The 13,881-nt window shown below is 55.0% G+C and carries 16 protein-coding genes; 10 read left to right on the top strand and 6 right to left on the bottom strand.

Going from position 1 to position 13,881, the window contains the following annotated elements; genetic code table 11:
- Positions 1-48: 48 nt before the first annotated feature.
- Entirely contained in the window at positions 49-861 is an 813-nt protein-coding gene (locus ACN08V_RS09005) for a TatD family hydrolase (RefSeq protein ID WP_419105311.1), read from the bottom strand.
- 25 nt (positions 862-886) lie between these two features.
- Entirely contained in the window at positions 887-1,651 is a 765-nt protein-coding gene (locus ACN08V_RS09000; protein WP_419105310.1) for a ThiF family adenylyltransferase, read from the bottom strand.
- Between the two features lie 175 nt (positions 1,652-1,826).
- Here ACN08V_RS09000 and ACN08V_RS08995 point away from each other — a divergent pair, with 175 nt between their 5' ends.
- Positions 1,827-2,375 (top strand): GNAT family N-acetyltransferase, encoded by a 549-nt coding sequence (locus tag ACN08V_RS08995; RefSeq protein WP_419099587.1) that lies wholly within the window; start codon positions 1,827-1,829, stop codon positions 2,373-2,375.
- A 5-nt stretch (positions 2,376-2,380) separates the two neighbouring features.
- Here the strand turns inward: ACN08V_RS08995 and ACN08V_RS08990 are convergent, their stop codons facing one another.
- Positions 2,381-3,226 carry an aminoglycoside phosphotransferase family protein gene (locus ACN08V_RS08990; protein WP_419105309.1) on the bottom strand — a complete coding sequence of 282 codons (846 nt, stop codon included), beginning with the start codon at positions 3,224-3,226 and terminating at the stop codon, positions 2,381-2,383.
- Between the two features lie 163 nt (positions 3,227-3,389).
- On the opposite strand from ACN08V_RS08990, the gene ACN08V_RS08985 reads away from it, so the two are divergent.
- Positions 3,390-3,812 carry an ASCH domain-containing protein gene (locus ACN08V_RS08985; RefSeq protein WP_419105308.1) on the top strand — a complete coding sequence of 141 codons (423 nt, stop codon included), beginning with the start codon at positions 3,390-3,392 and terminating at the stop codon, positions 3,810-3,812.
- Between the two features lie 21 nt (positions 3,813-3,833).
- On the opposite strand, the gene ACN08V_RS08980 is transcribed toward ACN08V_RS08985, so the two are convergent.
- Positions 3,834-4,124 (bottom strand): LysE family transporter, encoded by a 291-nt coding sequence (locus tag ACN08V_RS08980; protein WP_419105307.1) that lies wholly within the window; start codon positions 4,122-4,124, stop codon positions 3,834-3,836.
- Positions 4,125-4,238: 114 nt separating this feature from the next.
- Between ACN08V_RS08980 and ACN08V_RS08975 the strand changes: the two genes are divergently transcribed.
- A complete protein-coding gene (locus tag ACN08V_RS08975; RefSeq protein WP_419105306.1) occupies positions 4,239-5,459 on the top strand; it encodes an MFS transporter in 1,221 nt (406 codons plus the stop codon).
- A 28-nt stretch (positions 5,460-5,487) separates the two neighbouring features.
- Here ACN08V_RS08975 and ACN08V_RS08970 read toward each other — a convergent pair whose 3' ends face one another.
- On the bottom strand, positions 5,488-6,483 hold the full coding sequence (locus ACN08V_RS08970) for an SRPBCC family protein (RefSeq protein WP_419105305.1): 996 nt from the start codon (positions 6,481-6,483) through the stop codon (positions 5,488-5,490).
- Positions 6,480-6,725, bottom strand: a complete 246-nt coding sequence (locus tag ACN08V_RS08965; RefSeq protein WP_419099593.1) for a hypothetical protein — start codon at positions 6,723-6,725, stop codon at positions 6,480-6,482. Before ACN08V_RS08965 ends, ACN08V_RS08970 begins: the two co-directional genes overlap by 4 nt.
- Positions 6,726-6,830: 105 nt before the next feature.
- Between ACN08V_RS08965 and ACN08V_RS08960 the strand changes: the two genes are divergently transcribed.
- The 7 genes from ACN08V_RS08960 (at position 6,831) to nrdE (ending at position 13,702) form a co-directional block, all read left to right on the top strand.
- Positions 6,831-8,018, top strand: a complete 1,188-nt coding sequence (locus tag ACN08V_RS08960; protein ID WP_419099594.1) for a class I SAM-dependent methyltransferase — start codon at positions 6,831-6,833, stop codon at positions 8,016-8,018.
- A 13-nt stretch (positions 8,019-8,031) separates the two neighbouring features.
- The gene (locus tag ACN08V_RS08955; RefSeq protein WP_419105304.1) at positions 8,032-8,487 is read left to right on the top strand and encodes a 23S rRNA (pseudouridine(1915)-N(3))-methyltransferase RlmH; all 456 of its coding nucleotides are present in this window, start codon (positions 8,032-8,034) and stop codon (positions 8,485-8,487) included.
- Between the two features lie 126 nt (positions 8,488-8,613).
- Positions 8,614-9,054: a hypothetical protein gene (locus ACN08V_RS08950; RefSeq protein ID WP_419105303.1), complete on the top strand. Its 441-nt coding sequence runs from the start codon at positions 8,614-8,616 to the stop codon at positions 9,052-9,054.
- A 111-nt stretch (positions 9,055-9,165) separates the two neighbouring features.
- Entirely contained in the window at positions 9,166-10,251 is a 1,086-nt protein-coding gene (locus ACN08V_RS08945) for an App1 family protein (RefSeq protein WP_419105302.1), read from the top strand.
- 497 nt (positions 10,252-10,748) lie between these two features.
- Positions 10,749-10,982 carry a glutaredoxin-like protein NrdH gene (gene nrdH, locus ACN08V_RS08940; protein WP_419099598.1) on the top strand — a complete coding sequence of 78 codons (234 nt, stop codon included), beginning with the start codon at positions 10,749-10,751 and terminating at the stop codon, positions 10,980-10,982.
- A gap of 114 nt (positions 10,983-11,096) precedes the next feature.
- Positions 11,097-11,558, top strand: coding sequence for a class Ib ribonucleoside-diphosphate reductase assembly flavoprotein NrdI (gene nrdI / locus ACN08V_RS08935; RefSeq protein ID WP_419099599.1), 462 nt, complete (start codon positions 11,097-11,099; stop codon positions 11,556-11,558).
- Positions 11,522-13,702, top strand: a complete 2,181-nt coding sequence (gene nrdE, locus ACN08V_RS08930; protein WP_419099600.1) for a class 1b ribonucleoside-diphosphate reductase subunit alpha — start codon at positions 11,522-11,524, stop codon at positions 13,700-13,702. Before nrdI ends, nrdE begins: the two co-directional genes overlap by 37 nt.
- The last annotated feature ends 179 nt before the right edge of the window (positions 13,703-13,881 follow it).

Raw genomic sequence — 13,881 nt, 5'->3', positions numbered from 1 at the left:
ATCACGGAGACCGCTTTTTCGTGCCCGATATCCGTTTCAGCCGAAGGGCTAGAGGGAGTAGAGCCGAGCCTGGGTAGCCAGTAGCGTGGGCAGGAAGTCCTCGTCCCGCAGGGCTGATATGTCATCCACCATCTGCTGCAGATACCCAGCAACCTGGCGGGCGAAGAGACCTGCATCCAGTTCAGCTGTCGGGCTTTCGGGCAGGTCGGTTTCCAGTAGCAACCGCTCAGCAGGCACCTGGCGCACATAGGTCCGCCCGCGCTTGGTTGCCAACATCTGCGGGTGCACCGAGATATAACCGCCCAGCTTGATTAGCCGGGTTAGCTCGTCGCTGCTGCCCCCAAAACGGTGCATGACCGGGACGACAGAGCAATCAGGTGAGGTTAATTGATCAAGAAGGTCAAGCACCGGGCTGACCGCCCGAACGGCATGCAGAGAAAGCACATAGGTTTGATCTGCCGGACATCCTGTAGCGGCTTGCTTGACTGACAGCAAGATACGCGCCAACACCTGCAGTTGGAGGTCAGCACTGGCTGTTTCTAAGCGCCGGGGGAGGAAGTCCAAGCCAATTTCACCGATAAACCTGGTGCTCATGACCTCTTCCTCAAAAATAGCGAGCTCCCGCTCTGCCTGCTCCGGTGAGGTAATCCACCAGGGGTGAAAGCCCAAAGAAAGCAGGGGAGCCTGACCTCTTAGACTAGAGCTGGGGGAATAAGCTGCTAGCTCTTTATAGGCTGACGGTAGCAGGGTTTGGGCAACAACCTGTGCACCCTGAGCGATCAGGGAATCCATAAAAGGTTCGCGCAGCTTAGGGGCCAGAAAATCAAGGTGAAAATGAGAATCCAGAAGCAGACTAGGCATGCTGGTTCCCTCCTCTTCGACAGAGTTACTCACCGGGCTGAGGAGCAAGGTAGGGCGGTGCCTGAATCTCTTCCATGCCAGCTAGCTGGCGGATGACCCTACCTGCCAGCATCTGACCCATAATAGGCGGCATATAGCTCATGGACCCCAGGGTTTCCCCCTTGGTGTTTCCACCGGTCTTTTCTACGGCAAAGGGTAGCTCTGTGGAGAAAAGAACCTCTAGACCGTAGATACCACGTTTCTTGCACTCCGAGCGAATGACCCTGGACATGGAGCAGTTATAGGTCTTACGGATATTGGCGAACTCCAGCATGGTCGGGTCAAGCCGGTTGGCTGCACCCATAGAGGCCAGCAGGTTAAGGTTGTTCTCTGCCGCCCAGCGGTAGACGGCCAGTTTCTGGGAGATAGTGTCGATGCAGTCAATGACGTAATCAGGGCGCGGGAACTGCCCAAGGGTCTCAGCAATGTTCTGCGGTGTCAGGAAAATCTGCTCGGCAATCACTTTGCAGTCGGGTTGAATCTCCTTAATCATGCCCTCCATGACCTGAGCTTTGACCTTGCCCAGGGTAGAGGTAAACGCCAGAGCCTGACGGTTGATGTTGCTCTCTTCAACCACATCTCGATCGAGCACAATCAGGTTACCTACCCCGCCCCGTGCTAGGGCTTCGGCGCAGGCAGAGCCTACCCCGCCCAATCCAAGAACCATGACGGTCGCATCCTGCAGTTTTTGTAGACCCTCATCTCTAAGGACCAGTCTTAGCCGGGCAAAGCGTTCACTCTCAATTCCCACGGTGGGGCCCCTCTCATCTCGCACCAGGTTATTATCGCATACTTGAACCTTATTGCTCAGCGTGAGATCTACCAGCCCGTTGGGTGCATCTGGTCATCTACAGGTTCATCTGTTAGGTTGACTTTTAGGCTCCTTATCTTTCAGATTACAAATAATTCTTTATTCGGAGTATCTTATGAACCTCGACCACATAACGTTAACTCGCATTGATCCAATCGCTGAGAGAGAAGACCTTATTGACTTTATAACGGGTAACCACTGGCCTTTTCATGTGACTCCACAGATGTCGCGTGAGCAGATTGAAAAAGCCATTGAATCCGGAGCCTACCGGAGTGATGAACGTGATTCTTACTGGGTTGATCATGCTGACCTTGGTCGAATTGGCCTTATTCGCTTTGAGGATTTGGAAGATGACACCCCGGTCTTTGATCTACGTCTAGCTAGCCGGTATCGCGGCAGGGGCCTGGGAGTTCAAGTTCTTAAGGTAGCGACGGCTTGGGTATTTGAGCACATGCCAGCTACACGCCGCTTCGAGGGGCAGACTAGGGACGATAACCTGCCCATGCGCCGTACCTTTGTCAAAGCCGGCTGGGTTAAGGAAGCATACTACAGACAGGGTTGGCCGGTCACCGGCGCTGAACCCCGCGATTCGGTAGCCTACGCTATCTTACGCAGTGACTGGGAAAGCGGAACAAGCACTCCGGTGCCGTGGGGCCAGGACTAACCGGCTCAATAGTTTTTAAGTAGACGCTCCTCAGCTCTGGCAATGAGTGCATCAACTTGCTCTTTGGGGTGCTTATGTAGAATAGAAAAGGCTATCACCTGCAAAGGGTGCGAGAGCCTAAAAAGCATGGCACGCTCGGCCTCCTCGCGGGTACGCGCGAGCAACCGGATGAACTGGTCCCCATGCCATGCAGCCAGGCAGGCGATATCTACTGCTGGGTCATCCACAGTTGCGAGGTCCCAGTCTAAGATTCCGCTGACCTTGCCACCTTCAAACAACATATTGGTTCCGGCTAGGTCAACATGTGAAAACACAAGTTGAGATGTGTCTAAAGTTGCTTGGAGGGCACTGAGGTCGTTAATAATAGCCAGCGCTCGCTCTTGGGCTGCGTAGCTCAGAAGCGGTATCACCTGCTCTAACATCTCATTCCGCCACCGTTTACCGCCGCAGAAGGCTCGGGGCTCTGCAAGATAAGGTCGGATATGGCTGGTGGAGGTAGCTCTAATTTCTTGAAGAACCCCGTATAAAACTGCTGTATTACCTCTCCCGGCGGCGTGAGGCTCTCCCCATAATCGTAGGGTTGGTACAGCTGTAACCCTCTCTTCTTGTAAGGGCTCTCCGGCGGAGCGGGGGAGGCCGAAAGAATACTCGGGTAGGGCATCAACTAGCTTCTGGGTCCGCAGAATTGATTTTGCCACTTCGGTGTTGCGGGCAATACGTATCGCCAGATCTTCAGTCAAGGCCACGACCGAACTTGTCCCCAGATGTACGACCTGATCCAGAGTTTGCTCTGGGGCAACTGCGCCGATGACCTCGTGGATTAGTTCTTGGTCTATAGTTACCGCGTCCATTGTTATCCCTCCGCTATCTGGCTAGAGTTTAGCGCATTGGTGCAGAAGAAGTCGCTACCTGGACGAGTTGGGCTCGAGACAAGACGCTTGACAACTGGCGCGAAGCTAGCGTTACCTAGATATGGTTATCAGGAGAGAAAGTTGAGATGGGGCAAGGGCTGATATGGGCGCACTACCTGTCGGGGAATATGGAACTCCCGGGCCGCTGCGGGACCGGCTTGTCGCCGCAATTCTTAGCGGGCAGAAGACCGCGACCTCATCCCTATACGAGGAATACCGGCGCTTTGGGGAAGACCTGCCCCAGGTGGGCCAGCGCGAAATCGTTCTTGATTCACACCAGCATCCGGTCTGTCTAACCGAAACCGTAGCCGTGGAGGTACTGCCGGTGAGCGACATGAAACTTGACTTTGCTCTGGCAGAAGGTGAAGGGTTTACCTCGGTTGACGATTGGTGGGCGGCTCACCGTACTTTCTGGGGATCAGAAGTCTACCGAACCCACTTGGGGCAACCGGAGATTGAGCTTGATGAAAATACCCTGGTGGTCTGCCAATGGTTTCGGATGCTCCCGCTACCGTCTAGCAGGTAATGGGCCAGAAGAGCTTGGCCCTTAGTGGATAGCAAAAATCATCAGGAGGGCCACCAGCACGAAGAGGGAACCAAAAATAAGGTTAAGAATCTTCTGCCCGCGCGGTGAATGGCTCAGCCGGGTCAGCGGCTGAGCCACCACAGCAAAACCGCCCCACATCACCGCAAGATCGATAGCCACCATGGTCACGGCCAGAATCAGATACTGGGGAAGTTGCGGCTGATCGGGTCTAATGAACTGCGGCATAAAGGCAAGCATAAAAACAATAGCCTTAGGGTTAGACATATTCACCCAAAAGCCCCGACCAACCAAAGTCAGAGGGCGAAAGTCATAGCACTATCCTAAATCGGAGGCAAGACCCAAGCCGAAAGAACAAACAACAAATGGACACCCCCATCCCTGTAAACCCCTCATACAATGGTTGCTATGACTGCCCCCGCTTCGCAACGCCGCACCCTCCTAGCCCTAGCCCTCACTCAGGTCTTTGGAACCATCGGGCTAGGAGTCGCCCCTACCATCGGTATTCTGCTTGCCAGCGAGATGACCCACAGCCAGGCGCTCGCAGGAGTGGCGAGGACGGCTTCCACTTTTGGTGCGGCCCTGTTCGGTATTCCGCTGGCCAACCTGGCAGCACGAACATCACGCCGGTGTGCTCTCTCGGTGGGCTGGCTGGTCGCAAGTCTGGGGGCTGCTCTTCTGGCATTCTCTGCAGGGGGCGCCTACCTTACCCCGGTTATCCTGGGTATGCTCATGATTGGTGCGGGGAGCGCAGCTAGCTACCAGGCACGGTTTGCAGCGACCGACCAGGCCTCAGAGTCTCAGCGTACCTCAGCCCTGAGCTTTATCGTGTGGGTGGGAACCATCGGTTCTGTGCTCGGGCCTAACATCGGTACGCCAGCCCGCCTGCTCTCTGAGCGGTGGGGTACCAACCTCTACGGCACAGCCTTCGGGCTAGCTGCCCTTGCTCTCTGCTTAGCTACAGCGATGGCCTACCTGTTCCTGCCTGCCCCCTCCCTTACATCGAATGTGACTGACCCGCCGGGAGTCAGCCCCCACCGGCCTTCTTTTGGTGCCCGGTGTGCAGCGGTTTACCGGCATATTGTTGGTAACGCTCAGGCACGGTGCGCTGTTCTTGCTCTGCTGGGTGCCCATACTGTGATGGTGAGCGTGATGACCATGACGCCGGTTCACATGAACCACCAGGGCGCCAGCATTGAAGTCATTGGCCTGACGATCAGCTTGCACGTTCTGGGCATGTTCGGCCTGTCCCCGCTCATGGGAATTGCCGCTGATAGGTTTGGGCAACGACCGGTTATTATGGCGGGGCTGATGACACTTGTACTTTCACTCGAACTAGCCATAGTTGCACCCGAGAACCAGCCTGTGATGGTACTTTCCCTGACCCTGCTGGGCTTGGGCTGGTCGGCGGTGTTTGTCGCCGGATCGGCGCTCTTTGCGGCCTCGCTCCCGCAGAAACAGAGAGTTGAAGCCTCAGGCGGCCTAGATGCGCTCATGAACCTGGGGGCAGCTATGGCAGCACTGGCATCAGGCCTTGTACTGGCGGCTGCATCCTTCCCTGTCCTTGCCGGGCTAGCTGGTCTGCTCCTTGCCCCCGGGGCGATAGGGCTGTGGGCTAGCAGACGCTAATTCCTGGGGACGGTCTACCTAGCTGACCTTAAAGTTCCTTATCTAATGCTTGACGTAGGTTCCTCGTGATAGCGGTTGCCTGCCCCATCACAAAGTACCTCACGGCAGGTTTAGCAATAAGGCCAAGTGGCTTGCGCACCAGGCCTTGGAGGGTACCTATCTTCTTGCTGTTGGGCCGAACCCATACGAGAGATAGCCGGCAGATGCACCCATTTGAGTCCTCGGTGAGCTGGACTGAAACCTGTTGAGTGTTCAGCTGCGGTTCATGGGGGAACTTGAGCTCATACTCAATGCGCTTACTTTCTGCGTCTTTTCCTATGAGAGTGACTTCTTGAACCTGCCGGCTTGGTTTGCTTGGAACCTTAGAAAATTTTCCGGTGGGAGCAGCTGAGCGACCAAGCCAGGGTCCGGTGGATCCTGGCTCTACCTCGAGAGACTCGATAGCAGGTAGCCAGTTGGGGAGGTTGCTGGGGTTACTGACGAATTCCCAGGCCTTTTGCGGGTTGGTCGGAAGGAATACCGTGTGACTTGCACCGATACGGTTCTGATGTGAAGTGTCAACAACCTGCCTGGATGTAGAGGAGGGCAGCTGTTCTAGGGCCGTTACAAGCGCTGAATGCTCTATCTTGGCTTCGCTCAGGATCTCTTGGATATACCCACTGGACTCTTGGGCCAGAGCAAGGGCTAGCTCACGGGATGTCTTTACCTGATTGAGAATTCTCCTTGCGCGGTCAGTCAGCTGGTAGCCAGCAAGCTCCGGGAGTGACACTGGGGCTGGTGCGCTGATACCGAGTTCTTTGAGTAGCTTGTTATCAACTGCTCTGGTCGCGCTAGCTAGGACTCTTGGGTGTGCTCTGTGACTGCGGAGGGTGACCCCTACTTGGCCAGCATCGAGTGCGAGAGCCATGAGCAGATCAGGCAGGTCGATGATATTTTTGCCGCGCTCTGTTGCAATATCCCGGGCTAGGGTAAGGGTTGCGATGTAATCAGTTAATGAAGGCGCCTGCTTCTTCTGTAGGGTCATGATTTCCTCCGTGGGAGAGGGATAGATGGGTCTATCCGTTTGGCGTATTTTTTGTGCACAGCCTGCCGGCTAACCCCTAGGCAATCTGCAATGGCCTGCCAGCTCATGCCGCTCTTGAGCGCGGCTTCGACTTGCTGATGTTCAAGAGAGTCGGCAAGAGCTTTCAGTGTTGCTACTGCACGCAGACCCCGTCTAGGGTCACTGGTGTTGGCTGCCTGATGGGTGGCTGCTTCTGGATCCATGATGTCAACCTTAGTTGCTAATGGTGGATAGTGTCAATATATGTTGACAATTGTCTAGATAGTTTTCCGTGCAGTCCCATGCTGACTCCGTGAGATAATAGGTCGGTGAATACCCTCCTGAGCAAGCAAATACTAGCCCTGGCTGACTCCCGTGGCACTGCCCTTGACCGACTCATTCTTGCTGACTCCAAAGACATGCGCCAGATTACTAAGGGGCCGGGGCAGGATATCTTGATTCTCGATGACCCCACCGGTGCTTTAACTTTGGAGTCACTAGCCCTAGTGCTTGCTCGCGGAGGGCGGGTGCTCAGCCGTCAACGCTCCTATGACCTAGCGCTAGAGCTCTTCCACACGGCTCACACCCTAGGGGAGGAAGCGTCCGCCCGCCTCCTCATAGCCGGCCTCGATAACAAAGGAGAGATAGACCCAGGCACCTTTGGCCTCACCAACTTTTTGGTAGCCCACAGCTTTCAGGGCAACTTAGCTTTGGGGCACCTACCTAAGAGCCACTCTGCACTAGCGGACACCAGCTACGATTTTTCCACCTACCAACAGGCCAAGGGAGCCGGGGCAACTCTGCTAGTAGGCGGTAATACTAAACACATGGTTCACACCTTTAACGAGACACTGGGGCAGAGCTTCGCCAGCGTTCGTGGACTGCGCGGCAAAGGCAAACACCGGTGCCTCTTAGCAACCGAACCAAAACCCCAGGGGAGTCCACCTAAGCTGGCTGGTGCGCTCGCCGCTTTTGGTGGGGTGTTCTCCGGCGGTAAGCCCGATGCTGGTGGTCAGCTCTTAGCCCGTGCCTTCCTTAGCGACCTTGCAAGCTCCGATAATGAGCTTGTGAACAAACGACCATTAACTCTGCTCGATTTAGGGTGCGGTAATGGCTCTGTGAGTTTGGACATCTTGGGTAGCTTACCTGTGGGGTGCCGGGTATCAGCGCTCTATGCCACTGACCTGGACCTTGACGCTATTCGCTCGGCTAGAGTTAACCTCACTAAGAACCCTGCCGTACAGGTGAGCTGGGATGATGCTGCGAGTAGGTTACCTGATGCCAGCGTAGATGCTGTCCTGCTCAACCCGCCCTTCCATCTAGGAACAGCGGTGGACCTTACTTTGATTGGTCCTCTCCTGAGAGCCGCTTACCGTGTGCTGGCACCCGGTGGGCGCTTATATCTAGTGCATAATTCGCACGCTCGCTATCGCCAGCAGGTAGAAGAACTCTTCATCAATACCCGCCAGCTGGAACGTACACCCACCTTTACCGTCTTGAGTGCCAGCAAGAAATAGGCAGAAAGAAACTATGACTATCAAAATTATTGCCATCGGTAAGAAGCACGAGAAATGGGTTGCGGACGGAATTGATCGCTACGAAACCCGCCTGCGCAAGCCCTGGGACCTGACCTGGCAGTATTTACCGCACTCATCTTTGGCAGAAGAAGCCGCTCGTGCCGAAGAATCCCGGCGCATCCTGGAAAAAATTGACCGTGATGATTACCTGATTCTGCTCGATGAGCGGGGCAAGATGCTCAGCTCCCCGGGGTTATCTCGGGTTCTTCAGGCACAGCTGGGTTTTAAACGGATCGTCCTGGTGATCGGTGGGGCCTACGGGGTAGATGAGACAGTGCGTTCCCGCGCCAATACTGTATGGAGCCTTTCGGAGCTGGTCTTTCCCCATCAGCTGGTCCGACTGATTATTACCGAGCAGATTTACCGGGCCGGTGAAATTGCGGCTGGGCGCCCCTATCACCACCAATAGGGTCGGGTCTCAGAGGTTAATGTTACTTAGCTTTCTAGGGAGCTTGAGACAGTTTTGAGCACAAACTGTCAGCTCCCGGCGCGTAGCATTACCTCAAGAGCCTGCCAACCGGCTATATTTTTATGTATGGCAAAGAAAAAAGTTACCGTAGTATCCGCGCTTGCGGCGACCGCCCTGCTCGCTGGCTGTGCGCAAACCACTGTTCCCGGCCTGGGCTTCGAAAAAACTGACGGCTGGGGTGGCCGTGACGACATCACCTTTGAGGTAACTGCCGAACATAACGGCGCCGAAGTACCCGCAACCGTCACTGTTTACCAGGACCAGATTAGTTTTGAGGGCAACAGCACAGAATTTGAAGGCGAAAACTTCTACAAGCTGACCTTCGACGACCTGGCAGACCTCTCAGGTTCCCAGCTCCGTATTTCAGTTTCAGCTCAGGATGCTGAGGCCGAGGTCTCCTGCGCTATTAAGGGTACCGGCTACTCTCTTAAAGAAGGCGAGCATGTTAACCACAACAACGCGGCTGAGGGCACCGGTAGCGCAACCTGCGTTCTCAATGTTGCATAACCAATAACACTCTCTCATCACACACAGGTGGGCGCCGCAGACGGTGCCCACCTTACGCTTTAAGGCCGAGCCAAATATGCGTTGAGAGCAAGAATATGAAAAACTAGCCCTATGAGCACTCCCGGGGCGCACGAACTAAGAACCATCGTTGCAGAAGCAGCTGACGAAGCCGCCAACATCGTTTACCGTGTTGGCGATAACATTCACTCATTCCGAGCCAAACGTGCCCGCCAAACCGGGCTTGAACCCGTCCTCGTTCCCAGCGTTGGGTACGGTGGGCAAGGTTGGGTCCGGATACTCGGACGGGCACTCTACAAAACAAACCTGTTTGAGGAGTTCTTTGACTCTGTTGAAAAGGGCGACCCCTCCGTGGACCCTGTGCGGGGCTGGCGGTCCTTTACCTCGGTAGCGATTTCTCACGCCCCGATTAACGTCACCATTGACGGTCTAACCCACACAGTTTATACAGACCGAGGGGGAGTAATTGATGAGAAGCTCAAGCTGGACCTTGCACCCGGTCTGCACGACGTCACGATGTCCACAGAGGGGAGCCAGCCGGTAACCACCAGCGTCTACATCGTACCCGAAGATCAAACCCTGGGCGTTATCTGCGACGTGGACGATACTGTCATGAACACGGCCCTTCCCCGGCCTTTCGTGGCAGCTTGGAACAGTTTTGTGCTCAACGAGCACGCCAGGAGTGCGACCCCCGGCATGGCGGTGATGATGGATCGCCTACACCGAGCTCACCCCAAGGCACCTTTCATGTATCTTTCCACCGGTGCCTGGAACGTTACCCCCACCCTCCGCCGCTTTCTGCACCGTAACGGCTACCCCAAAGGCACCTTCCTGCTCACCGACTGGGGACCCACCCCTGATCGCTGGTTCCGCTCCGGATCGCTCCATAAAGTAAACGCCCTCAAACGCCTTGCCGGTGAGTTCCCCAATATACGGTGGATTCTCATCGGTGATGATGGTCAGCGGGACCCCGAAATCTACAATGGGTTTGCTGTGCGCTACCCCCAGAACGTAGAAGCAATCCTGATTCGTAACCTCACCTTTGGCGAATCGGTCCTTTCCTCAGGCCGTGTCTGGGGCGATAATCGAGCCCGCGATATCATCAAAGGTGACCTCTGGCTGGAAGGCAATGACGGTACTGCCCTCTACGAGCAGTTGAAAGAACGCGGCCTAGTGTAGCCCTTGTCCCCCAAAACCTTAAAAAGCACCCTTGTCAAGCCTGGCAAGGGTGCTTTTTCGATGACACACCTTGGTAAAAAAATCTCTTAAATCTTGGTGAACAAGCCTTAAAGGCTCAAGGCTCAATTTAGGGTTAAGCGCCATTCCCTTGTAAATACGCGGTAGCTTTAGCCACCCGGTGCGAGCCCGGGAACAGAGCCTGCATCGTAACTCACATGATGGGGCAACTGAGCTACGGTAACCGATAAATATGTGGATAACCCCCTTAAAGCGCGGAAACCCGCGGAAGGCCCTGTGGATAGACGTCGACCAAAAATTTTTTCGTAACAGACCACACTATGTTGGGCTAGGTGCGTGCTTTGAACACTAGATGTAGTATTAAATCCCGGTTCGGGGGATAAGGGAGATTCCTCCCCAGAACACCCCCACACAGCTCGCAAGGGCTGTTCGCTTCAGTCACTTCCTGCGCAAGCGGGATACCAAGGAGAGACCCCACCATGACCGTAACGGTGTACACCAAGCCAGCATGCGTTCAGTGCAACATGACCTACCGCGCACTCGATAAGCTCGGAGTCGAATACAACACCGTTGATATCACCGAGGACCCCGCAGCGCTAGAACTTATCAAGGGCATGGGTTACCTGCAGGCACCCGTTGTGATCGCCGGCGAAAACCACTGGTCAGGTTTCCAGCCCGACCGCATTAACTCTCTAGCCGAACTCGCCGCTTAAAAATCTTCTGGGGCTCTAGAGGACTGTACAGCCAGCAAGGGCCCCTTGAACTGCCTCCGTATAAGAGCAGGCAAGAACCCAGTAACTACAACCTCAGGCCAGGCGACTGCGCTCATGGAAAAACCCCAGTACACACCAGAACAGATCACGAGCCAACCCACTATCGTTTACTTCTCATCAGTTTCTGAAAACACACACAAGTTCATCCAGAAAACCGGGATAAACAGTGTCAGGCTCCCCCTGAAAACCAAGGACGAGCCACCCCTAGTAGACCACCCCTACGTCCTCTGTCTACCAAGCTACGGGCGTCCAGGAGGGGCCGGATCTATCCCACCTCAGGTGCTGAAGTTCCTCAACATCCCAGAAAACCGCCGTTTCCTACAAGGAGTCATTGGAGCCGGGAACACAAACTTTGGTGACCTTTACTGCGTAGCAGCAGACAAAGTCGCCGCTAAATGTCAGGTACCGGTGCTCTTCAAATTTGAATTGATGGGCACCCAAGAAGACGTAGACACCGTACGAAAAGGACTAGAAGAATTTTGGACTCAAAACTCCCTGTACCCGGTCTCAGCCTAGAACCAGGCCACGAGGACCCAAGCACCCCCGAAAAATACCAGGGCATGGGGTACCACGAGCTCAACGCCCTGCTAAATCTATACGATGAGAAGGGCCAGATTCAGTTCGAGGCTGACCGGCAAGCAGCCCGCCAGTACTTCTTGCAGCACGTCAACAACAACACTGTTTTCTTCCACGACCTAGAAGAAAAGATTGACTACCTCATCAAGCACCAGTACTACGAGCCAGAGATCTTCGAAAAGTACCCCTTCGAGTTCGTCAAAGAGCTTTCTAAACTGGCCTACTCCAAGAAGTTCCGCTTCCCCACCTTCCTGGGGGCCTTCAAGTTCTACACCTCCTACGCGCTCAAAACTTTTGACGGTCAGCGCTACCTGGAACGCTTCGAAGACCGCGTGGTCATGGTAGCCCTGCTGCTAGCAGAGGGCGATCAGGCTCTTGCCACCAAGATTGTTGAAGAGGTCATCGCAGGTCGTTTCCAGCCGGCGACCCCCACCTTCCTGAACGCCGGTAAGAAGCAGCGTGGCGAACTGGTTTCTTGCTTCTTGCTGCGCATCGAAGACAACATGGAGTCCATCGGACGCTCCATCAACTCGGCCCTGCAGCTCTCCAAGCGCGGCGGCGGTGTGGCTTTTGCGCTCACCAACCTGCGTGAAGCCGGCGCACCCATCAAGAAGATTGAGAACCAGTCCTCGGGTGTTATCCCCGTGATGAAGCTCCTGGAAGACTCCTTCTCCTACGCCAACCAGCTAGGTGCCCGTCAGGGTGCAGGTGCAGTCTACCTGCACGCCCACCACCCAGATATCTACTCCTTCCTGGACACCAAACGCGAAAACGCTGACGAAAAGATCCGTATTAAGACCCTGTCCCTGGGCGTAGTCATCCCCGATATCACCTTCGAACTGGCTAAGAAGAACGAGGACATGTACCTCTTCTCGCCCTACGATGTTGAGCGTATCTACGGCCTACCTTTCTCAGATATCAACGTCTCTGAGAAGTACTACGAAATGGTCGATGATGCTCGCATCAAGAAGACTAAAATCAAGGCCCGCGAATTCTTCCAGACCCTGGCAGAAATCCAGTTCGAGTCCGGCTACCCCTACGTCATGTTTGAGGACACCGTCAACAAGGCCAACCCCATCGACGGCAAAATCATTATGTCCAACCTCTGCTCCGAGATCCTGCAGGTTTCCGAGCCCTCGGTTTACAACCCCGACCTGGGTTACGCAACCGTTGGCAAGGACATCTCTTGCAACCTGGGTTCACTCAACATTGCCCTGGCAATGGACGGTGGTGATCTGGGCCAGACCGTGGGAACCGCAATTCGCGCGCTCACAGCAGTCTCAGACCAGTCTGATATTCGCTCCGTACCTTCCATCGAACGCGGTAACTCCATGAGCCACGCCGTTGGCCTGGGACAGATGAACCTGCACGGCTACTTGGCCCGCGAGCATATCTACTACGGTTCCGAAGAAGCACTTGATTTCACCAACATGTACTTCTACACCGTCACCTACCACGCAATCCGCGCCTCTATGGAAATCGCCCGTGAACGCAAGGAAACCTTTGCGGGGTTCGACAAGTCCAAGTACGCCAGCGGCGAGTACTTTGAGAAGTACATCAACGGAACCTGGGACTTTGAGACCGAACGAGCCCGTGAACTCTTTACAGGACACTCTGTACCCACCGCTGATGACTGGAAGCAGCTGGCTGCCAACGTCGCCGAGTACGGTATGTACAACCAGAACCTGCAGGCCGTTCCGCCCACCGGCTCAATCTCCTACATTAACGGGTCAACCTCATCGATTCACCCGATTGCCTCCAAGATTGAGATCCGCAAGGAAGGCAAACTGGGCCGTGTCTACTACCCCGCGCCCTACATGAACAACGAGAACCTGGACTACTACCAGGACTCCTACGAAATCGGGTACGAGAAGATCATCGACACCTACGCTGTTGCCACCCAGCACGTAGATCAGGGCCTGTCGTTGACCCTCTTCTTCAAGGACACCGCAACTACCCGCGACGTCAACAAGGCCCAGATTTATGCCTGGCGAAAGGGCATTAAGACCATCTACTACTCGCGTATCCGCCAGATGGCTCTTGAAGGGACCGAAGTCGAAGGCTGCGTGTCCTGCATGCTCTAAAGGCTTGAAGCTTGCTGGGCTGGACTATGAAGCCCAGCAAGCTTTTTCGAGCCCGGCGGGGGAGCACCCCCAAACCCGCCTCAAGGTCACCATGCTTTTTACCCGGTAGGGTGACAGAATAGAAACAAAAGTGCCCTCACCGGCACACATACCACCCCCACGCGAGGAGAACCCATCAC

This window comes from Rothia sp. P5766, from assembly GCF_048513555.1.
Classification (GTDB): Bacteria; Actinomycetota; Actinomycetes; order Actinomycetales; family Micrococcaceae; genus Rothia.
Note: the sequence above shows the minus strand (reverse complement) of the source record. Positions and strands in the feature narration are given on the sequence as shown.